The organism is Pseudomonas sp. SDO55104_S430 (genome assembly GCF_054070595.1).
The window spans coordinates 1-20,027 of record NZ_JBSVXG010000109.1; the positions used below are offsets into that span (position 1 = coordinate 1).

Here is a 20,027-nt window from a genome sequence, read left to right on the forward strand (position 1 = left end):
GCCTGATTTCACGACTGCTGCGCAGCCGGACGCAGGCTTCGCCAGCTGCTACATGTTTTGCGGCGGCTTAACTGACTGGCATTAGGGCAAGCCCCATCGCCACAGAAGGCCATTTTCACCGTTGGCAACCAGTGCACCAGGGATCAAAAACCAGTGCACCCCACGCCAAGCCAGCCACCGCCCACGGCGCGTAGCTTTGTGTCGTAGGTCAGACACTCGTCCTGACCTCCACCTGGATAACAACAAGATTTCTGGTGACCCATGAGTACAGTCGATCCGATCACCCTGGCCGTCGTGCGGGGCGCGCTTGAAACCGCTCAGCGCGAAATGACCATCACCCTCGAGAAAACCGGCCGTTCGAGCGTTTTCAATCTGGCTCACGACTATTCCAACGCCCTCTTCGACCACCTTCCGGAAATGATCCTGCAAGGCCAGGACATCCCGATCCACCTGGGCTCGCTGATTCCGGCGATGAAATGTGTCGCCGGTTTCTTCGGCGATGACATCCAGGAAGGCGATGTGATCTACCACAACGACCCGGCCTACAAAGGCAGCCACATCCTCGATTGCTGCATGTACAAGCCAGTGTTCTACAAAGGCGAACTGGTGTTCTGGACGGTGTGCAAAGGCCACCTGACCGACATCGGCGGCCCGGTGCCCGCCGGCTACAACCCCGACGCCAAGGAAATCTACGCCGAAGGCCTGCGCATTCCGCCGGTCAAGCTCTGGTCCCAGGGCAAGCGTCGCGAAGACGTGATCAACCTGCTGCTGACCAACATGCGCGCCCGCGCCTATCAGGAAGGCGACCTCAACGCCCAGTACGGCGCCTGCAACGTCGGCGAGCGCCACCTGCTGGAGCTGCTAGACCGCTACGGCGTGGAACAGGTGCGCTCCTGCATCGCCGAACTCAAGGACATGGCCGACCGGCACATGCGCGCCCTGCTGCGCGACGTGCCCGACGGTTTCTACACCGGCACCGCGGTGCTGGAAGATTCCGGCCACGGGCTGGGGCAACTGTCGATCACCGCGCAAGTGGAAATTCGCGGCGACGAGGCCCACGTGCTGATCGAAAGCCCGCCGCAAGTGCCCTACTTCATCAACTCCTACGCCGGCAACTCGGTGTCCGGGGTCTACCTGGGGCTGATGATGTTTGCCCAGGTGCCGCCGCCCTACAACGAAGGCCTGTACCGCTGCGTATCGGTCGACCTCGGCCCACCCGGCACCCTGTGCAACGCACGGGAACCGGCGCCCCACGTCAACAGCACCACCACGCCGATGGAAACCCTGGCCGATGCCGTGCGCCTGGCGCTGGAGCAGGCCGCGCCCGATCGCGTCACCGCCTCCTGGGGCCACGCCAGCGGGATCAACATCGCCGGCCACGACCCGCGCAACAACAATGACGAATACGTGACCATGGTGCTGGCCTCGATCATCTCCGGCGCTGGCGCCAACAAGGTCATGGACGGCTGGCCGGCGTGCGGTCCGCTGTGCTGCTTCGGCGCGCTGATGTCCGGCGATATCGAGTTGCTGGAGTACTCCTACCCGATCCTGATCCACCGCTACAGCCTGATGACCGACAGCGGCGGCGCGGGCGAATTTCGCGGTGGCTCGGGCACCCGCATCGAAATCGAACCGCTCGATCACGGCATGACCGTGGTCGGTTTCGGCGAGGGCCGGCAACTGCCGACTTCAGGGGCCGCCGGCGCCACCAACGTGCTGCTCGAACCCAAGCTCGGCCGACTGATTCACCGCAAAGCCGACGGCGAGGAACAGCACTTCATCCATAACGCGCAAATCACCGTGCAACCGGGAGAACGGGTGATCAACGTCAACCCCGGCGGCGGTGGCTACGGCAATCCACTGCGCCGCCCCATCGCCAGCGTGCTGAACGACGTGCGCGACGGCCTGGTGTCGGTGCAAGGCGCGCGCCTGGAATACGGCGTGGTGATCGACGGCAACGGCCAGGTCGATGACGCCGCCACCCGTGCCCGCCGCGACCTGCACTGACCGGCCCCTTTGAGCTATCTGGAATCTCTGATCATGAGCAAGCAACAATATCGTCTGGGCATCGACGCCGGCGGCACCTTCACCGATTTCATCCTCGCGGACCGCAGCGGCAACGTGCAGCTGTTCAAGGCGCCTTCCACGCCACAGGACGGCACGATCGCGATCCGCAACGGCCTGGCGCAGATCGCCGACGCCATCGGCCGCACACCGGCCGAGATCATCGGTGACTGCGACCTGTGCATCAACGGCACCACCGTCGCCCTCAACGCGCTGATCGAAAAAACCGGGGTCAAGGTCGGCCTGCTGTGCACCGATGGCCACGAAGACAGCCTGGAAATCCGCCTGGGCCACAAGGAAGACGGCCATCGTTACGACGCCAGTTATCCGCCTGCCTACATGCTGGTGCCGCGTCACCTGCGTCGGCCGGTCAAAGGGCGAGTGCTCAGTGACGGCAGCGAATACGCGCCACTCGACGAGCAGGCAATCAATGAAGCCATCGAATACTTCCGCCAGCAGGAGGTGAAGGCAGTCGCGATTTCCTTTGTCTGGTCGGTGCGCAACCCGGCCCACGAACTAAGGGCCGCCGAGATGGTGCGCGCGGCGCTGCCGGGGGTATTCGTGTGCACCGGCAACGAAGTGTTCCCGCAGATCCGCGAATACACCCGCACCTCGACCACCGTGGTCAACGCCTACCTGAGCCCGGTGATGGGCCGTTACATCGAGCGCATTGACGCCCTGTTCGAAGAACTCGGCGCCCAGCAGCCGACCCGCTACTTCCAGTCCAACGGCGGCCTGGCGCCGGGCGTGGTGATGCGCGAGCGCGCGGTCAACGCGATCAACTCCGGCCCCGCCTCCGCGCCCCAGGCCGGGTTGTGCGTGGCCCAGCCGTTCGGCATCGACAATGTGATCACCGTGGACATGGGCGGCACCTCGTTCGACATCACCCTCAGCAAGTCCGGGCGCACCAACTTCAGCAAGGACACCGACTTTCTGCGCTATCGCATCGGCGTTCCGATGATCCAGGTGGAAACCCTCGGCGCCGGTGGCGGCTCGATCGCCTATCTGGATGACTTCGGCATGCTCCAGGTCGGCCCGCGGAGTGCCGGCGCCAACCCGGGCCCGGTGTGCTACGGCAAGGGTGGCACCGAACCGACCGTCACCGACGCCAACCTCGCCCTCGGTTACCTGGCCGACGGCGCCCTGCTCGGCGGCAGCATTCTCCTGAACCGCAAGGCAGCCATAGAGGCGATCCGCAGCAAGATTGCCGAACCCTTGGGCATCAGCGTGGAACGGGCGGCCATCGGCATCATCACCCTGGTCAACCTGAACATGGTCAGCGGCATTCGCCGGGTCTCGGTGGAGCGTGGCTACGACCCGCGGGACTTTGCCCTGATCGGCGCGGGCGGCGCGGCGGGCATGCACGTGATGCGCCTGGCCGAGGAAATCGGCAGTAAGGTGGTACTGATCCCGAAAGTCGCCTCCGGCCTGTGCGCCTACGGGCAGATCCTCTCGGACATCCGCTACGATCAATTGACCACCCTGCCGATGCGCCTGGATGACGATCTGGTCGACCTGCCGTTGCTCAACCGCACCCTGCGCGAATTGCGCGAGCGTGGCATGAACAACCTGCGCGACGACGGTTTCGGCGCCGGCAACAACGTCGAATGCCGCTACAACCTGGAGATCCGCTACCTCGGCCAGATCCATGAATGCAGCGTCGAACTGAGCTGCGATCAACTGGATCAAGCCGGTCTGGCCGCGTTGCGCGATGCCTTCCACACCCGGCACAAGGCGCTGTTTTCCTACAGCGAGCCGCAAAGCCCGGCGGAACTGGTGAACCTCGAATGCTCGGTGATCGCCCGTCTGCAACGTCCGCCGATGCCGGAACTGGCGCAACCCGACGAGGATCTGGCAGCCAAAGCCAGCGCCCATCGCTCGATGCTGTTCAGCGACCAGTCGCCGTGGCAGGACACGCCGGTGTACAACGGCGAGCACCTGCAAGCGGGGCAAACCGTCAAGGGCCCGTGCGTGATCGAGGAATCGACCACCAACATCGTCGTGCCACCGGGCTGGCAGGCCAGCCTGGCGCCGTCCGCCACCTACCGGCTGACGCCTGACGATTGACCGTCCGCCAGCAATGGCAAATGATGGCAAACCAGCGGTGCCGCAGGCTTTGGCCTCGGCACCGTCCTCATAATAAAAATCATACGAGGACAGCCATGGCCTACAAACTCTCCACCCGCGCCTGGTCCGACAGTCAGTGCCAGCCGCTCTGGGCCCAGGCCATCGCCAGTGCTTATTTTCCCCTGTCCCTGGAGTTCGCCCCCAGCAGCCGCTTCAGCGGCAGCCTGCAGATCTGGGAAACCGGCAGCACGCCGCTGACCCTGTCCCGTCTGCGCTCCAGTCAGCTGGGCTATTCGCGCAGCAAGGCCCAGGTCAGTGAAGACCGTGAAGCCTGTTATCTGGTAACCGTGCCCCGTCGCGGCGAAGTGCATTTCGAGCAGGACGGCCGCGCCCTGCATTGCCAGCCGGGCGGGTTCATCTTCGAACGGGGCGATGCGCCCTACCGCTTTCACTACGCCTGCGACAACGATCTGTGGGTGTTCAAGCTTCCAGAACGAGCGTTGCACGGACAGTTGCGCGGCGCCGAACGCTACACCCGTTTCTGTTTCGATGCCCGCCGTGCGCTGGGAAGGATCTTTGTCGATCAACTGGCGATGTGCGCGGCGCGCTTCGATGAATGCAGCGACACGGCCCGACACATGTTGCTCGATCAGGCGCTGTCGACCCTGTTGATGGCCCTGCGTGAGGACGAGCGCGTGCTCAGCAGTGAAAGCTCGAACCTGGCAGCGATGCATTTGCAGCGCATCGAGCAGTACGTCGACAAGCAGCTGGGCAACCCCGACCTGTCACCGCAAATGGTCGCCGACGCGTGCGGCCTGTCGGTGCGCTATCTGCACAAACTCTTCAGCAGCACCCCCTACAGCCTCGGCGAATGGATCCGCCTGCGCCGCCTCGAAGCGGTCCACCGCGGCCTGCACAACCCCGCCTGCCACCTGTCCATCGGTGAACTGGCCATGCGCTGGGGCTTCAGCGACCAGGCCCAATTCACCCGCAGCTTCCGCCAGCATTTCGGCTGCACCGCACGCGAAGTGCGCAACGCCGCAGCCGTACCCTCCTGACCCAAAAAACTGTAGGAGCGAGCTTGCTCGCGATGGTCGTCAACTATGACGCGGGATGCCTGATGCCCCGCGTTACCGTTGGCCTCCATCGCGAGCGTGCTCGCTCCTACAATGGTTTCTGCACCATTTGTGGCAGGCCTTGGCATTCCGCTGGCAACGCTCGTATTCGCCCGATAACTGCGGGCGAAATACGACGGTCATTCGGACCCGCACGCAATACTCACTTCCAGCACGCTCATGTCCGTTTGTCTCAGCAGTTGCTGGGATTTTTCTAGGCGCATGAGCAGATAAATATTGGCTAATTGCTGTGAAAGACGCGCACCTTTTGGTGTGCCCGGCTTCGCAAAAGTACTCATACCGTTTTCAAAAACACCCGTACGCAGCCATGGAACTATCAACGCTAATACCTATCAATCCGCGATTCGGTGCTGCAGAAAGCACATCATCCACTCGTGATCGATGGTGTCAAAGAGCGCACGTAAAGTAGAGCAGGCTGCTCACATTGGAGTCGGTGGGATGTGTGCAACGCTTGATCATCAGCGAAAACGCTGGCAAAGACGGGTTAAGAAATTTCACTCTCGAAAAAGAACGCACTTTCCCCAAAAGCCGGTTTGAGTTGATCGAACCACGTAGCATCGGGATCAAATCGTGCGAAGAATGGCCTCTGCACCCAATCTGGGTTCCGTGCTTGGATAAAACGTAAAACAAACACCTTTTCCCCTCGAATTTCAGCTACACCGCAAACCTCCACTTTCCCCGGATCTGCGCTCATCGAAGGTCCTCTGGCAGTTCTGGCAATACCTGAAACTTGTTTGACCGCGTCCCGGTAAATTTCCCACGCACATACAAGAGGGACTTCAAAATATCGGCGGGCCCCGGTATCACGCTCGACAAACATATAGTAAGGGATAATGCCTAGTTGAATTTGCGTCTGCCAGAGCCTCACCCAAACGTCAGCGGAGTCATTTATATGAGCCAACAACGGGCCCTGACTACGTATTTGAGCGCCTGTTTGTCGAACACGAAGAATAGCCTCTCGAGCAATGGCAGGCTCAAGCTCCGCCCAATGATTATAATGAGCCATTAATGCTAAGTGTTTACCGCTATTGATAATTTTCCTAAATAGATCAAGAAGCTCACCCGCGTCACTGTCACTTACAAACCGCTGAGGCCAGAAAGAAAGCGCCTTCGTCCCAATCCTGATGGTGTGGATATGCTCGAACTCTGGAGTCAAAAGTGCTTCTAAGTAAGCACGTAAATTACTTGTCTTCATAACTAGCGGATCTCCGCCAGTAATTAAAACATCAGTCACTTTAGGGTTAGCCCGAAGGTAATCCAATAACTGGCCGTTTTCCTTAGCGGCAATCTTGAGCGATTGGTCACCCGTGAACTGAGCCCAACGGAAACAAAAAGTACAGTAGCTATGGCAAATCTGACCAGCGCTTGGAAAAAACAGTACAGTTTCACGATATTTGTGCTGGACACCCGTTACTGTCACGCCAGAAAGCGAAGGAATATTACGCTCCAGCTGTCCTGCAGGATGGGGATTGAGTCTAGCTCTAACCTTTTTTATCGCGGCCTCACAGGAGGAGCGGTCAGAATTTTTTACAAGTAAAGATGCTATTAGATCAAAAGATTCATTGTCCAGCATATCCTTCTGGGGGAAGGTTAGCTGGTATATAGGGTCATTTGGAATATTACTCCAGTCGATCAATTCTTTGACAACATATTCATTGACTCGAAAGGGCAGAACGCTCGCCACCACCTTCATCGTCAAAATCGTCCGACTGTCTAATTTAGCAAGCTGAGGAATCTGGTCAATTTGATTCAATGTATAAACCTTGAAACGTTCAACCTCGAATTTTGCCGTGGGGCGTTCAACGCTTACCACTTTAATTTCAATAATATGCATAAATTGACCAATAAAATTTTTGTGCAGAATAAAGGTTGCCGTAAGATATGGAGTTATCTTTATCTAAACTAGACATCCCGGACCATCTGTAATACTTGATGAAACCATGAAGCCTTCAAGCGTCAACAGTTGCCAAAGTAATAACACCTGTTGAAATCAGCGATGATGAACAAGATCAACAATTCTCCCGCATGCTTCTTTGATTTCAGTTTCATTAACGGAAGCTATAGAGATGCGGATATGGTCCTTCATACCGTAAGAAGAACCTGGCGTGGTCGAAACGGATTTTATATTGAGTAGATCGTCTACAAATTGGGCATCCGAATTCCAAGTAGCACCCATTACTCGGGAAATGTCAGGAAATAGAAAAAATCCACCTTGCGGCCGTACAATATCAAATGTAGTGCTCAATAACTGATGACAGTAATAGGCTCGGCTTTGCAACTCATCAACGCGCTCTTTAAGAATGCTGTTAGGCAACGTTATAGCTGCCAAGGCACCATGCTGCGCAAATGTACACGCATTGTCCGTCATGACGCCCTGAAGTTTTGAGCATCGGTCGATGATTTTTCTATCCGCGAACATATAGCCTATTCTAAAACCAGACATAGAGAACAGTTTTGAGAACGTGCGTGTAACCACCAGCAGGCTAGAGTCGGCCATAAGATCCAGAGGACTAACATATTCACCGTTACCGAAAATTATGCCTTCGTAGGCTTCGTCGGAAATTATTAGAAAGCCGAACTCTTGAGATAACGCCACCAATTCCAGAATATCTTGTCGCCTGAGAGTCAACCCAGTGGGGTTGTGAGGCGAGTTAATTATCAGCGCCTTGGTTTTCAGAGTCACCAACTTGCGAATTCCAACTATGTCGAGCCCCTTACTTCCCATTTCGTAATCGACAGCAATACCCCCGTTTAGCTCTATATAAGATCTATAGGCGGGCCAGCAGGGATTCGGAATCAGAATCTCGTCCGCATTTGACAATATACACTTCATCAACATGAACAAAGCCTGGCTTGAACCATTAGAAACTAAAACTTCAGCCGGGTCACAAATCCTACCATATCGTTGAAAGCATCTCTCGATCAACGCGCTTTTTAGAACTTCGATTCCAGTAAGATTACAATAGCCAGTGCGCCCATTCATTAAGGCCTCAATCGTCGCGCGAGAAACCTCCTGCGGAACCTCGAGATTAAACTCGCCGTCGTGCATCTGAATTAAGTTACGTATTTTAGGACCTTCACTCAAGAACTTCGATAACTGCTGGCTTGGGTTTGACATGTTCTCCACCAACTATAATTATTTTAAGTGTCGCAGCATCTGCTGTGAGTAGACTTCAGTGAAAAAAGCTTTTGCCGACAGGCTCAGATCTCCGGGCCAGAAATCAAACATCAGATTTACACGAGTACTTTCACTATGATTCCAAGACTCATGCTGAAATGTTGTGTCAATGATTGCGATTTCACCCGCCCTCCAGCTAATAACTTCTTCCCCAATTCTCAGTCCAGATAACCCATCATCACCACAAAGGATAGGAAAATGTAACGTCAGCATAGGATATACATAATCCAGATGTGGCTCGATGTGACCGCCCGGTTCTAGACTTGAAAGCACAACCTCTCTAATAGTAGCGCCTGGCACCACATCCTCGACAAAACGAATCGTATTTGGAACAAGTTCAGCGTATACAGCAACTTTTTTACCTCCTTTATAAAGCGGAACTGACTTCCACAAAGGATCACCATGAAAGGGATATTCCTCCTGGATATTTTTGTATTTTTCATAGAGTTGGATTAGTTCCAGTTTCATCTCGACAAGAAGCGTATCAATGCCTGAGAGGAAACTGAAATCGTCCTTAGACCAAATAGGTTTTCTGGGCCCGAACGTCGACTTAAATCCGTTGATATTTATATTCGTAGCATAAGGTACAGGCAAGGTAGGCTTAAACAAACCGCTGGACAGGCGACTAAAACGTGATAATTCTCTTCCATGAAATTCAGAATCAATTAGATCAAGGATGCACTTGCGTGTTTTATCATCAATATCGCCAAGACCATCAAACGCCTCGCACCATAATGTGAGCACCGGCATCCGCCACTTTAAAGCAGATCTGCAGCAAATAACAACCATCGTATACATCCAGATTATGAGAAAAATTAGTAGCAACTGACTTGATACTAAAAGTCCAAATCCTAGCAATTCATTTCCATTATAGAGTCCCGCCGTAAACGTAAAAATGGAGAGCAGAACGAGCCAACAGTAGTAGCTACTAAAACGTTGCACCATAGAATAAGGCACGACGATATTGAGCATATCAAATTGAGAGCGAGCAATCGGCCAAGCGCTGATGGAATATAGAAGAAAAAATAACAAGCCACAGTAAGACACCGAATACATAGACAAGAATTCCTTCGGCATCGCTAGAATTAGCAATAGAAAAACCAATACCAAGCAAGCTATCACAAATATGCTTTGCCTTAGTATGTAAGTTATACCTCCAATGCCGTATAGATTTCTCATGCCGCGACCTGCGCCGGAGCCTTGTATCGGATCCATCTAAATAGAAGTAGAGAGAACAGCGCTATTAGTCCAAGCCCTACGCCACACCACACACCTGCTGCTCCTAGGTCAGTATAAAATGCCAAGAAGAGAGCGAGCGGTAGTCCCACTAGCCAAAAACAAATAATTGAAAGAAACATCGGGAGGATCGTCTGTTTCAAACCCCTGAATATACCGAGCAGTACCATTTGAGTTCCATCAAAGAAATGGAAGACTCCTATAATGCAGACAAAAAGACTGGAAAGCTTGATAAGCTCGTCATCTCCACCGTCACCGGGAGCAATAAATAGCTGAGCAATCTCGTGGGAAAAAATAACCAGGATAGAAGATATTACTGCGAGCACTATCCAACCAAGCCATAAAGCGCTCCATCCGGCGTCACGCGTCCGCAACGAATAGACGCCCAAAGGAGAGCAGAGGCTTATTCTTGTAGTAGAAGCTTGAGAAATGCCATTAGGTATTGTAAATACGACTTGAAGAACTTGCATTGCGATACCATGTGCAGCCAGCGCAACGACTCCAAACTTACCTACTATAATTGTGAGAATGAAGAAAAATAGCGTGTCATTTGCCTGAGTTAAAGAGACCGGAATACCGTTTCTTAAAATAGGCAACATCAACCACCCCCTGACCAATGTCAACTTTATACAGTGCTGTCGCTCACTGAACTGCGAATTTCTAAAGCCTAATATAATCAGGAATATACAAAGCAAAATGTTTGTTAGTGTCGTAGCAATACCTGCACCGAACAAACCCAAGGGCGGCACCCATAAAAAACCAAATATCAGAGTCAGGTTAGCAATGAAGTTAAAGATTGCAGCTATAATAATTGCGATTACCGTATATCGCGCCGACCCCATTATCGATAAAACATTTCTGAGGTGTACGAATAAAATCGCAGGGCCGATGCTCCACATCAGACTATTCATGTATCTCTGAGCTTCGAGAGACAAAAGCGGATGTTGGCCAAAAAAAACTAATATTTCTTTCGCAAAATAGAGTATTGCTAAGCATATCAAAAATGCGGTTACTATAATCTGAATGCAACTGGTCGATACAGATGCAAATTGGTCTTCTTTCGCCTTAGATCCCAATGCATCAGAAATAAACGGGATTGTGGAAATAAGTAGCCCGGAAAACAGTAAAAATAGAAGATAGTAGAGTCCCTGTGCCAAAGTCGACGCAGCTAACGCCTCGGTACTAATCCATCCAGCCATTATTACGTCCGTAGTCGCAATAATCACGTGCGCGATATTGCCAGATACAAAGGCGAGCGAGAGTCTGGAACTCTCGCGCATCTCGGATGTATATTTACGGGAAAGCCTCGCGGCACGATTATATATCAGTGATGATATCAAGACTGTACTCCCCTTCCAGGTGCTTAGTCACATCCTTGGAAATCTGTACTCTTTTTAGCCATCGATCCGTTCCATCGTACTTTGGCGTGAATTGTGGCCTGCCATGAGCGCACTTGTAGTTGTTAATAAACAAGATCTGTGCTTCGCTCATTGACAACTCAAAGACTGCTGACTCAACCAGCTTGATAAAACTCCTAAAATCTAGTTCTTCGCATTGAGACATTTTTGTGTAGTCAACATAGACAGGATCATAAATGAAGCAGTAACCCTCGGTAGGTGACTCTTGCAATACCGCCGTCTCTAAAGCTATTGGCTTATATTGGACAGTAGAAGGTCGATCGGACAGAATGGTATAAGAGGTCTCGGTTAACCTGTGCCTGAGCGATGCTTCAACACCTGAAAAATCTGGGCAAGACAGCAAATTCGGGACTTTATCGTCGTTTCTTACGCATAAAAAACCTAGTACATCTGCCCTATAAGGTAAAGCGGGATCTTCAGTATGAAGTTCAAGGTGCACAGAACCACTTCCCAACTGCTTATTTCTATCCTTGAAAATTGGGAATATTTCTTGTACGAGCTTACCGTTCTGTAGATCACTATAGCCGAAAACATCACCAACTTGCCTTGATAGCTGAAGAAATAAATCATCGTAGTTTGAATGGCAGTCTTCTCTCCAATGTTTAGGCGTCGGTCGCTGTTGATCGCCTTTAGGAAGATCTAATATTGTGACGTCCGATGAAAAACTAAAGTCCTCTTTAAATTGAGCGACAATAGATTCCGGGTGTAACATTGAGTAATCTAATTTACTAACTATCATATCATCACCGAAAAACTGTGAATTAGTTGATTTCAAAACCATCATAAAGTGATGCCACTAGCGACCAACTTACCTCAAGGAATTTCAAGTGTTTTATGATCATAGCCAAGTACAAAATTCTTAGAACCCAGCCTATAGAAGTACTGGTTATTTAAGGGGATCTTCCCAAGTTTAGTTGTGTAAACATATTGTGGAACGCTGAAACCACTTTCATAGCCGTGCAACTGTTCCATAATCTCAAGCCCCTTTTCTATCGACGTTCTAAAGTGTGACACGCCTTGAACATTGTCCGCGTGGTATAGGTAATAAGGCCTTACTCTTCCTTTCACTAGCATCCGATTCAACGTTCTAAGTGTTTCGACGTTGTCGTTCACTCCACGCAACAGAACTGTCTGGTTTTGCACCGGTATACCGTGGGAGAGAAGTTTATCTACCGCGCTTAAGGCCTCAGGAGTCACTTCCACGGGATGATTGAAATGGGTACTAAACCAAATTGGTTTGAATTCGGACAACATCTTACAAAAGTCATCGGTTATTCGCTGCGGAAGAAAAACCGGGTACCGTGAGCCAATGCGTACAAAATCCACGTGGGGGATTGCACTGAGCCTAGATATAATACTATGCAAAATCTTATCGGAAAGAATAAGCGGGTCGCCTCCGGTAAGTAATACATCACTGATTTCTTTGTTGTTTGCGATGTACTCTATGTCTTGGTCATATGAGGCGGGAAGCTCTTTGTTGTAATAGCTACCTGACTTGTCAGTCGTATGAAATTTTCTAGTGCAGTGCCTACAGTAAACTGGGCAAGTATCAGACACAAGAAATATGACTCGGTTTGGATACTTATGCACGACGCGTCTGGTTTTCATATAAACCATATCACCCACCGGGTCTACATCCTCCTGCTGATTATTCTCATCAACTTCTTTTGGGTGGGGTATGCTTTGCAGCCGAATGGGACAATTCTCATTGGTCTCGTCCATTAGTGATGCATAATATGGAGTAATCATCCACTTGTACTGGCGTTCTGTTTGTTCAATGCCCTTCAATTCCGTATCACTGAGAGTCACCCAGGCTTCCAGCTGAGCCTTGGTGCGAATGGCATTCTTCATTTGAAACTTGTGGTCGCCCCATTGGTCCGAAGACAGCAAATCCTGTTTACTTAAAGTATCCTTTGCAATAATCATTTTTATTATCCTTCGCTGACAGGCTAACTGACGAGGCTTTTATCCCATTCATTAGTTTTCGAGGTTGTCCATCCCCCAATATGATAATCGAGACCTTGTACCTTATACCGCGTACTTGGGAGTTCAAAGCCAAACTCTTGGAATATCAAAGCCGCGCTATTAACTGCATTATCTTCTAATGGAAAAGGCATGCTGCCCAGGCTGTCATTCATTGAATTAAGTATTTCAAAAATGAGCCCACCTACACCTGACCCTTCAGACATCCTCATTTTTGGTCGTCGAGTGATGTAATCTGGCAGTTCGAGGAAAAACGCGTCTCTCAACAAGGCTTTGCTAATATCATCTCTTACATGAAACTCCATTGGAGCCGACATTATAAAATCGAAAAGCTCTTTGTCGAGAAAAGGCACACGACACTCCACTGTATTGAACATGCTCATTCTATCCACACGCTGTAGATCAGTTCGATACAAGTTCTTAACCTTATGCAACTGAAGCGCACGACGGTCACTGGCCCCTATAAAAAAGTCATAACCAGCGAACAACTCATCGCTTCCATCTCCAGACAGAGCTATACGAATTCCGTCTTCTTTCATTCGGGAAAAAGCAGAATGTATAGTTAATGCATCAGTTATATCCACGAGCTCAAACTGTTCAGATGCATATATAGTAGCTCTAATAGACTGCATCAGATCTACACGATCAACATCAGAAACAACTATCTTGACGCCAAGCTCTTTGCATAATCTATGCGCGAACTCTACGTCAGCTGAGCCAGCCACTCCGACCGTGTAAGCTGTGACGTTTTTATGGTATAGGTTAGCTAGATAAAGAATTATCGCACTGTCCAGCCCTCCAGAGAAAACTACGCCTACTGGAAGATCCGTATTGACTTGACGTTTAACCGAGAGGTGCAGTAGCTCATTGCATTTAGATACCGTAGACTTGTAATCTAGTTCCGGCAATATGCTTTCGCTGATTAAATAATATGCATTCTGTTGACCGTCTACCCAGTAGTGTCCTGGGAGGATTTCTTGTGCCTTGTTGGTCAACCCAATTAGTGCTTTTAGTTCCGATGCAAAATAGAGAACACTTCCTTCTTGGGCTAGGTATAGAGGCTTAACGCCCAGCCGATCCCTCGCAGCGAAAACGGTGTTGTCTTCCGGTGAGTAGATAATAAACGCGAATATACCATTGAGCCGGGTCAGGCAAGATTCCCCCCAGTGATTATAGGCTCTAAGGACTAGTTCGGTATCTGAACAGCCTAAAAATTTTACGCCATGTGATGCTAAAACCACTCGCAACTCATTCAAGTTGTATATTTCACCATTAAATATAATTGCGCGACCGGAAATGTTATCTATGAACGGCTGTTTGTTCTCTTCCCTGTCCACAATAGGCAAACGGTTGGTACCAATAGCAGCATGAGAAAATATAAAGCGCTCTCCAAATTTCTCAGCAACGCCTCTATGGGAGATTCTCCCCAACATTTGTAATAAGGCAGCCTCAAAGTCGAATTTTTCATCAGAATTGGTAGGCGTTTCAAAAACTGCAGCTATCCCGCACATTTAGCACTGCTCCAGTAATTTATCTTCACGACATTCATATATTTCGACTTTAATGCTTCTCTCATACTCTTCGTGGACACGAAGTATCTCCCCTATAGACTTTGCCCTCACCCACATTTTTGCGATATAAGCTTCTTCGTTCTCAACATCGAAAAAACCATCTTTGTGGCCGTTAGTAGTAGGCTGTACCTGCGATAAAATCTCACACGCAGAGTCAATTTCTGGAATCTTTATAGCTTTGATGTAGCCTGATCGAGCTGGATAGAATAGAAGCATCGCGTACACGGCTTCTTCCGGTAAAATCGGAAGGGCATCCGCCAAATGGTGCCCTATAGTTACTGGCTTTCCCGTGATGTAATTGACGTTTAAGGCATACGCATCACATGAACACAGATCTTTAAGTGCATCGTCAACGAAGAATCCGCCCAGCCTCGGGTTCACCTCAATCACTTGGGGGCCGTTTTTGGATAATTTGAACTCGACGTGTAAAAATCCGTTCTTTACCTTCAGTGCTTTTATAGAATTGCCAATAGTTGATACGATTTTCGATATCTGATCGGTGGAAAAGCTTTGCGGCGGCGTAACTATGACCTTTTCTAGAACCGTATTAGAGGTGCTGCGTGTTATCATTTTTTCAAATATCAACATCGGGTAGATATTGCCGTCGACAACCAAGCACTCTAAAGAACCTTCTGGCCCCTCAATGAATTCTTCAATTAACACGGAAACTCCCGGCAGATATAGCACAGGACCGTCTTCTGGGGAACTAAGCCATTTCTCAGTTCCCGAGAAAGAATAGGCTCCAGGTACGTCAGGAAATTTTTCAATGAAGTGACTATATGCTTTCTCAAGACTCTTGAGGTCATCACATATCGAGACAAAAGCCGAGCCACCCCCGTATACCGGCTTCATCACTACGGGATATTTAATACCATTTATAGTCTCAAAATCTCCGCTAAAGAGCCTGAAACTTACCAACCCTCCATCTTTTATACTGCTCAACTGGGAACGCATTAGGTATTTATTGTTACAATTCTCCAGTGACTCGGCGCCATAATAGTTAAGCCCGTATTGCCTAGCAATATATTCAACTACATTGTTAGCGTCGCCATGCGGTGTGACATGCGCCGGGTAGCAAAACAGTCCTTTCACAATGTATGCTCGGCTTAATTGCTCTACTGCATATAGCACTTCGCTAGCTTCAATACTATCTACCAAGACAACTTCATCACTTTCATCACTAGCTTCACTAATATTTCTGCTATCTTTTGCGATTATTGTTATACACCTGATATTTTCTTTTGCTGCGACTTGAAAGTGCCACCTCCTATACAAATACAGCGAAGTTGATAAATAGTCGTTATCTATGAAAATTAGAATTTCCGGCTTCATATATCGATCCATGATAATTTTCTTTTTGTAAAATTAGATAGCTAGCATTGCGAGCACTACTTGTCACGCACTCATGATCAGTGGAGATCATTTGAGAACGGCATAATTCTCTGCGCCTCTCGTGATTGTCGGCCGTTATTCCAAGTAAACTCCCACGGTGCAGTTTCACATTGAATTCTCGTGCCATTACGAGGCGTACTGACCGCGATTGCCACTCGGCAGATCGCATCGGGCGGAACGTTGGCGTAGGTCCGTTGTTGCTCAATAATCCTCAAGACACCTGTATTCGGCCCTTCTAATTGTTGCGGGCAAACGTAATATTTTTTGGCTGAGTTGAAAATCAGCGGAGGCTTCATTCGCGTACAAAAGGTTAGGGAAGCATTCATTTCCAGACTCCATATCTGTGAAATATGTCCATGAATGATGCGGCACAAACTAAATAATTTGCACTACCGATCTCACGGTCACAGGAGTGAAAAAGGAAACTTCCCAGTGATGGATACTAAAAATCCTACAGAAATTTCTACTTGATAAGGTGCAAGACATTTTCAATCAAGCTTTCATAGTCCGTTGATCGCCCCTCGGACAGCGCTCCATGGCATAAGCATTTGAACGTTACACAGAATGAATTTGCCAAACGGATGGACGTCTCTCAGTCAACATTTTCCCAGCAAAAGCCCTCTCAAAGCATAGGAAGGACACTCGCAGCAAATTGCCGCGGTGTTAGGTACTACCGCTAATCAACTCGAGCTTTAGGCTGCGAAAAGGATCGAAATGAAAACCTGCGGCATAAAAATCGAGGGCAGCGAAGCAATCATCTCCGTGGCCGCCGTCGACGGTCAGGCATTGAATCATGTTGCACTCGCCATCAAGAAAATTACCCTGGACGCCAACGTCAAGGTGTTCGCCGCTCAGGTTGCGTCCCTTTTTTCGAAAGAACTCGATAGATCGGATCGCGATCAAGAAGCGCAGCGAGAAGGGTGGATTTGCCGCTGAGCCGACCGCGGTAAATATCGAAGGTGTTTTGCCAGTTGCTGGAGAATTGCGAATTGACGCTGCTGTCTCCGCAGACCATTAATGCGCAGGTCGAGAATCACCAGTTTGAGGAGCCGGAGACGCTGAACAAATATCAGCATGAGGCTAAAAAAGCCGCTTGTTCGGCCCTGGTGAAAAAGCTAGTGACACGCCGGTGTCAACTGTGTACGGGCATGCTCGCGTTTGTCGACAACGATGACGCGGGAAACCAAACACCCCGCGTTATCGTTGGCCTCCATCGCGAGCAAGTTCGCTCCTACACAGGGTTGGTGTTTATTCGGTGACGCCTACCACTTGCTCCGGCGCAGCCTGGGCTTCAGTCACCGGTGCGTTCAGCAGCAGGAAGTACGCCAGGGCCGAGCACAGGGCCACCACCGCGCTGATCATGAACGCGGTGTTGAACGATCCCGAATACTCGATGCTGAAACCGGTGACGATCGGGGCGACGGAGCCGGCGATGTAGCCGCCGAAGTTCTGGATCGAGCCGAACGAGGCCACGCGTCGGCTGTCGACGATGGTGTTGACGATCATCCAGGCGGTGGCACTGGCCATGTTGATGCTGAACAGCGCCAGGCACAGCAGGATGATGCAACCGGTCAGGCCGGTGACGAACGACAGCGGCAGCGTGAACAGTGCCGCCAGCACCAGGCCCGTGATCACCCCGAACTTGCGGCTGGCCAGGATGCCCATGCCACGGCGTACCAGCATGTCGCAGAAACGCCCGGCGACGATGGTGCCGACCGCGCCGAAACCATAGGCCAGCGACACCAGCCATGCGGTCTTGTACAGGTTCATGCCGTGTTCGCGTTCGAAGTAGCCCGGCAGCCAGGTCAGGTGCAGCCAGAGCATGTAGATCACGCCCATGAAGCCCAGGACCGCACCCCAGGTGCTGCGATGCTTGAACAGGTCGAGCCAGCCGGCGAAGTAGGAGACTTTCGGGGCATCGGGCTGGGCCACTTGCGCCTTGCGCTCGTTCGGCAGCGGCTTGCCTTCGGCCGCCAGCTCCGCCAGGTACTGCGCCTTGCTTTTGTAGAAGGTCAGCCAGCACACCGCCAGAACGATCCCGATCAAGCCGGTGATGATGAACATCCCGCGCCAGCCGAAGTTGACCATGAACAGGGTCAGCAATGGTGGCGCCAGGCATGGGCCAAGGCAGGTAGAGGACCAGACGATGCCGGTAGGAGTGCCACGCTCATTGGCATCGAACCATTCCGACAGGGCCTTGGCCGCCGAGGGAAACATCGGTGCCTCGCCAATCCCCAGCATCACCCGCAGGCCCATGAAGCCGGCGAAGCTGTTGACCATGCCGAACGCCGACTGGGCGACCGACCAGGCCAGCAGCGAGGCGCCCAGGGCGATCTTGCTGCCCAGACGGTCGATGATCAGGCCCATAGGCAACTGCGCAAAGGCATAGGCGATGGAGAACGCCGACAGCAGGATGCCCATCTGCGAGGGGCTGATCATCATGTCTTTCTGGATCGAGGTGTTGGCGATCGACAGCGCGCTACGGTCGAGGTAGTTGACGATGCCGATCAACAGCAGGAACACGACGGTGATGCTCTGGTACTTCTTCAGTGGTTTCATCTGATGGCCTTTATTATTTTTATTGACGTGGATTCTGCCGGCGCTCAGCCGGCGTCTCATTCATCCCTGCTGCCGCATCTTCCTCATGGCTGGCGCGCCGTCACCGCCGCATCCAGCAAACCACGCCGTCCCAGGCTGTCGATCAGCGAGCGCAAACCAAACTCCCACTGTGGTGCCTGATCGCTGGTGGTCACGCGATTGCACAGGGCGCCCAGTTGCGCATTGCTGATGGTGACCAGATCGCCCGGCTTGTGGGTGAAGCCGCTGCCCGGCTGATCGCGGTCCTGCTTGGGGGCGAACAGAGTACCGAGAAACAGCACCAGGCCGTCGGGATATTGGTGGTTTTCATTCAGCGTCTGCTGGACCAGATCCAGCGGATCGCGGCTGATCTGCGACATGGAACTGCGGCCTTGCAGCACGAAACCGTCCTGGCCTTCCACGCGCAGATCCACCTGGGCATTGCGTACGTCGTCCAGGCTGAAGGTCTCGTCGAACAGGCGCAAAAAAGGTCCCACGGACGTCGAGGCGTTGTTGTCCTTGGCCTTGGACAGCAGCAAGGCGCTGCGCCCTTCGAAGTCGCGCAGGTTGACGTCGTTGCCGAGCATCGCGCCGTGGACAGTGCCGTTGCTCGACACCGCCAGCACCACTTCCGGTTCCGGGTTGTTCCAGCTCGACTTTGGGTGAATGCCGATGTCGGCACCGTGGCCGACCGCCGACAGCGGCTGGGCCTTGGTGAAGATTTCGGCGTCCGGGCCGATGCCCACTTCCAGATACTGCGACCACAGGCCCTGCTCCACCAGCACTTTGCGCAGGGCTTCGGCCTGGGCCGAACCCGGGACGATCTGCGACAGATCGGCACCGATGCGGCTGGCAAGGGTGTCGCGGATCGCATCAGCCTTGGCCGGGTCGCCCTTGGCCTGCTCTTCCACCACACGCTCCAGCAGGCTGGTGGCGAAGGTCACGCCAGCGGCCTTGACCGCCTGCAGGTCGATGGGTGCGAGCAGCCACGGCAGGCGGTCATCGCGCCGGTTCGGGTCACTGTTTTCCAGCAGCTGGGGCAATTCGATCAAGGCGTCGGCCAGGGGCAGCGAGCGCAGATAGGCCACCGGGTCCGCCACTTCGAGCAGCGCCGAAACGGTGGCCACGTGGGCGCTGATGTCGTGCACGGCGCCGGATTTGACCAGCACCACGGCCGGGCCCTGGTCGGGAAGCCATACACGGCCGACCCAGGTGCCGGTGTGGAAAACGGCGAGGTCGTTGCTTTGGGGCAAAGGTGATCGGTTAGTCATGTGGCCTCTCTTATTGTCTGTTCGCAGGACCTGTAGGAGCGAGTTCACTCGCGATGGTCGCCAACGATAACGCTGGCAGCCTGACACCCCGCGGCGTCCGATCCACCATCGCGAGCGTGCTCGCTCCTACAGAT

14 protein-coding genes and 2 pseudogenes are annotated in these 20,027 nt (G+C 52.1%); 4 read left to right on the forward strand and 12 right to left on the reverse strand.

The features are described from left to right. The first annotated feature begins 261 nt into the window (after positions 1–261). The 3 genes from capB to ACW9JE_RS18685 all read left to right on the forward strand — a co-directional run bounded on the left by capB (position 262) and on the right by ACW9JE_RS18685 (position 5,189). The gene (gene capB / locus ACW9JE_RS18675; RefSeq protein WP_457433560.1) at positions 262–2,007 is read left to right on the forward strand and encodes a caprolactamase subunit beta; all 1,746 of its coding nucleotides are present in this window, start codon (positions 262–264) and stop codon (positions 2,005–2,007) included. Positions 2,008–2,040: 33 nt separating this feature from the next. Beyond that, positions 2,041–4,131, forward strand: a complete 2,091-nt coding sequence (gene capA / locus ACW9JE_RS18680; protein WP_457433561.1) for a caprolactamase subunit alpha — start codon at positions 2,041–2,043, stop codon at positions 4,129–4,131. 95 nt (positions 4,132–4,226) lie between these two features. After that, complete coding sequence (locus tag ACW9JE_RS18685; protein WP_457433562.1) at positions 4,227–5,189, forward strand: AraC-like ligand-binding domain-containing protein; 963 nt, start codon at positions 4,227–4,229, stop codon at positions 5,187–5,189. A 72-nt stretch (positions 5,190–5,261) separates the two neighbouring features. On the opposite strand, the pseudogene ACW9JE_RS18690 reads toward ACW9JE_RS18685, so the two are convergent. The 10 genes and pseudogenes from ACW9JE_RS18690 to ACW9JE_RS18735 form a co-directional block, all read right to left on the reverse strand. Beyond that, positions 5,262–5,485, reverse strand: a pseudogene (locus ACW9JE_RS18690) (hypothetical protein); the annotation flags it as partial. A gap of 266 nt (positions 5,486–5,751) precedes the next feature. Continuing rightward, positions 5,752–7,101 carry a KamA family radical SAM protein gene (locus ACW9JE_RS18695; protein ID WP_224533099.1) on the reverse strand — a complete coding sequence of 450 codons (1,350 nt, stop codon included), beginning with the start codon at positions 7,099–7,101 and terminating at the stop codon, positions 5,752–5,754. A gap of 156 nt (positions 7,102–7,257) precedes the next feature. Continuing rightward, positions 7,258–8,385 carry a pyridoxal phosphate-dependent aminotransferase gene (locus tag ACW9JE_RS18700; RefSeq protein ID WP_224533100.1) on the reverse strand — a complete coding sequence of 376 codons (1,128 nt, stop codon included), beginning with the start codon at positions 8,383–8,385 and terminating at the stop codon, positions 7,258–7,260. 18 nt (positions 8,386–8,403) lie between these two features. Beyond that, positions 8,404–9,501, reverse strand: a complete 1,098-nt coding sequence (locus ACW9JE_RS18705) for an aspartyl/asparaginyl beta-hydroxylase domain-containing protein (protein WP_224533101.1) — start codon at positions 9,499–9,501, stop codon at positions 8,404–8,406. Positions 9,502–9,620: 119 nt separating this feature from the next. Continuing rightward, positions 9,621–10,961: an MATE family efflux transporter gene (locus tag ACW9JE_RS18710; RefSeq protein ID WP_224533184.1), complete on the reverse strand. Its 1,341-nt coding sequence runs from the start codon at positions 10,959–10,961 to the stop codon at positions 9,621–9,623. A 37-nt stretch (positions 10,962–10,998) separates the two neighbouring features. Continuing rightward, entirely contained in the window at positions 10,999–11,883 is an 885-nt protein-coding gene (locus ACW9JE_RS18715) for a Fe(II)-2OG oxygenase family protein (RefSeq protein ID WP_224533102.1), read from the reverse strand. A 29-nt stretch (positions 11,884–11,912) separates the two neighbouring features. Next, positions 11,913–13,025, reverse strand: coding sequence for an arginine 2,3-aminomutase (gene blsG / locus ACW9JE_RS18720; RefSeq protein WP_224533103.1), 1,113 nt, complete (start codon positions 13,023–13,025; stop codon positions 11,913–11,915). A 23-nt stretch (positions 13,026–13,048) separates the two neighbouring features. Next, a complete protein-coding gene (locus ACW9JE_RS18725) occupies positions 13,049–14,593 on the reverse strand; it encodes an asparagine synthetase B family protein (RefSeq protein ID WP_457433563.1) in 1,545 nt (514 codons plus the stop codon). Next, positions 14,594–15,985: an ATP-grasp domain-containing protein gene (locus tag ACW9JE_RS18730; RefSeq protein ID WP_224533105.1), complete on the reverse strand. Its 1,392-nt coding sequence runs from the start codon at positions 15,983–15,985 to the stop codon at positions 14,594–14,596. A gap of 77 nt (positions 15,986–16,062) precedes the next feature. Continuing rightward, the gene (locus ACW9JE_RS18735; RefSeq protein WP_224533106.1) at positions 16,063–16,371 is read right to left on the reverse strand and encodes a hypothetical protein; all 309 of its coding nucleotides are present in this window, start codon (positions 16,369–16,371) and stop codon (positions 16,063–16,065) included. Between the two features lie 388 nt (positions 16,372–16,759). Here ACW9JE_RS18735 and ACW9JE_RS18740 point away from each other — a divergent pair. Continuing rightward, positions 16,760–17,160 (forward strand): annotated as a pseudogene (locus ACW9JE_RS18740) (DUF3010 family protein); the annotation flags it as partial. A gap of 133 nt (positions 17,161–17,293) precedes the next feature. Here the strand turns inward: ACW9JE_RS18740 and ACW9JE_RS18745 are convergent. Beyond that, positions 17,294–18,604: an MFS transporter gene (locus tag ACW9JE_RS18745; RefSeq protein WP_457433564.1), complete on the reverse strand. Its 1,311-nt coding sequence runs from the start codon at positions 18,602–18,604 to the stop codon at positions 17,294–17,296. A gap of 83 nt (positions 18,605–18,687) precedes the next feature. Beyond that, on the reverse strand, positions 18,688–19,893 hold the full coding sequence (locus ACW9JE_RS18750) for a fumarylacetoacetate hydrolase family protein (protein ID WP_457433565.1): 1,206 nt from the start codon (positions 19,891–19,893) through the stop codon (positions 18,688–18,690). Between the last annotated feature and the right edge of the window lie 134 nt (positions 19,894–20,027).

What these genes read in the sequence shown, in the direction of transcription:
- ACW9JE_RS18725 (WP_457433563.1), bottom strand. Translation starts at nt 14,593, where the DNA reads ATGTGCGGGATAGCTGCAGTTTTTGAAACGCCTACCAATTCTGATGAA.
- ACW9JE_RS18715 (WP_224533102.1), bottom strand. Translation starts at nt 11,883, where the DNA reads ATGATGGTTTTGAAATCAACTAATTCACAGTTTTTCGGTGATGATATG.
- ACW9JE_RS18745 (WP_457433564.1), bottom strand. Translation starts at nt 18,604, where the DNA reads ATGAAACCACTGAAGAAGTACCAGAGCATCACCGTCGTGTTCCTGCTG.
- ACW9JE_RS18685 (WP_457433562.1), top strand. Translation starts at nt 4,227, where the DNA reads ATGGCCTACAAACTCTCCACCCGCGCCTGGTCCGACAGTCAGTGCCAG.
- ACW9JE_RS18730 (WP_224533105.1), bottom strand. Translation starts at nt 15,985, where the DNA reads ATGAAGCCGGAAATTCTAATTTTCATAGATAACGACTATTTATCAACT.
- capB (WP_457433560.1), top strand. Translation starts at nt 262, where the DNA reads ATGAGTACAGTCGATCCGATCACCCTGGCCGTCGTGCGGGGCGCGCTT.
- ACW9JE_RS18695 (WP_224533099.1), bottom strand. Translation starts at nt 7,101, where the DNA reads ATGCATATTATTGAAATTAAAGTGGTAAGCGTTGAACGCCCCACGGCA.
- blsG (WP_224533103.1), bottom strand. Translation starts at nt 13,025, where the DNA reads ATGATTATTGCAAAGGATACTTTAAGTAAACAGGATTTGCTGTCTTCG.
- capA (WP_457433561.1), top strand. Translation starts at nt 2,041, where the DNA reads ATGAGCAAGCAACAATATCGTCTGGGCATCGACGCCGGCGGCACCTTC.
- ACW9JE_RS18710 (WP_224533184.1), bottom strand. Translation starts at nt 10,961, where the DNA reads ATGCGCGAGAGTTCCAGACTCTCGCTCGCCTTTGTATCTGGCAATATC.
- ACW9JE_RS18705 (WP_224533101.1), bottom strand. Translation starts at nt 9,501, where the DNA reads ATGTATTCGGTGTCTTACTGTGGCTTGTTATTTTTTCTTCTATATTCC.
- ACW9JE_RS18750 (WP_457433565.1), bottom strand. Translation starts at nt 19,893, where the DNA reads ATGACTAACCGATCACCTTTGCCCCAAAGCAACGACCTCGCCGTTTTC.
- ACW9JE_RS18700 (WP_224533100.1), bottom strand. Translation starts at nt 8,385, where the DNA reads ATGTCAAACCCAAGCCAGCAGTTATCGAAGTTCTTGAGTGAAGGTCCT.
- ACW9JE_RS18735 (WP_224533106.1), bottom strand. Translation starts at nt 16,371, where the DNA reads ATGAATGCTTCCCTAACCTTTTGTACGCGAATGAAGCCTCCGCTGATT.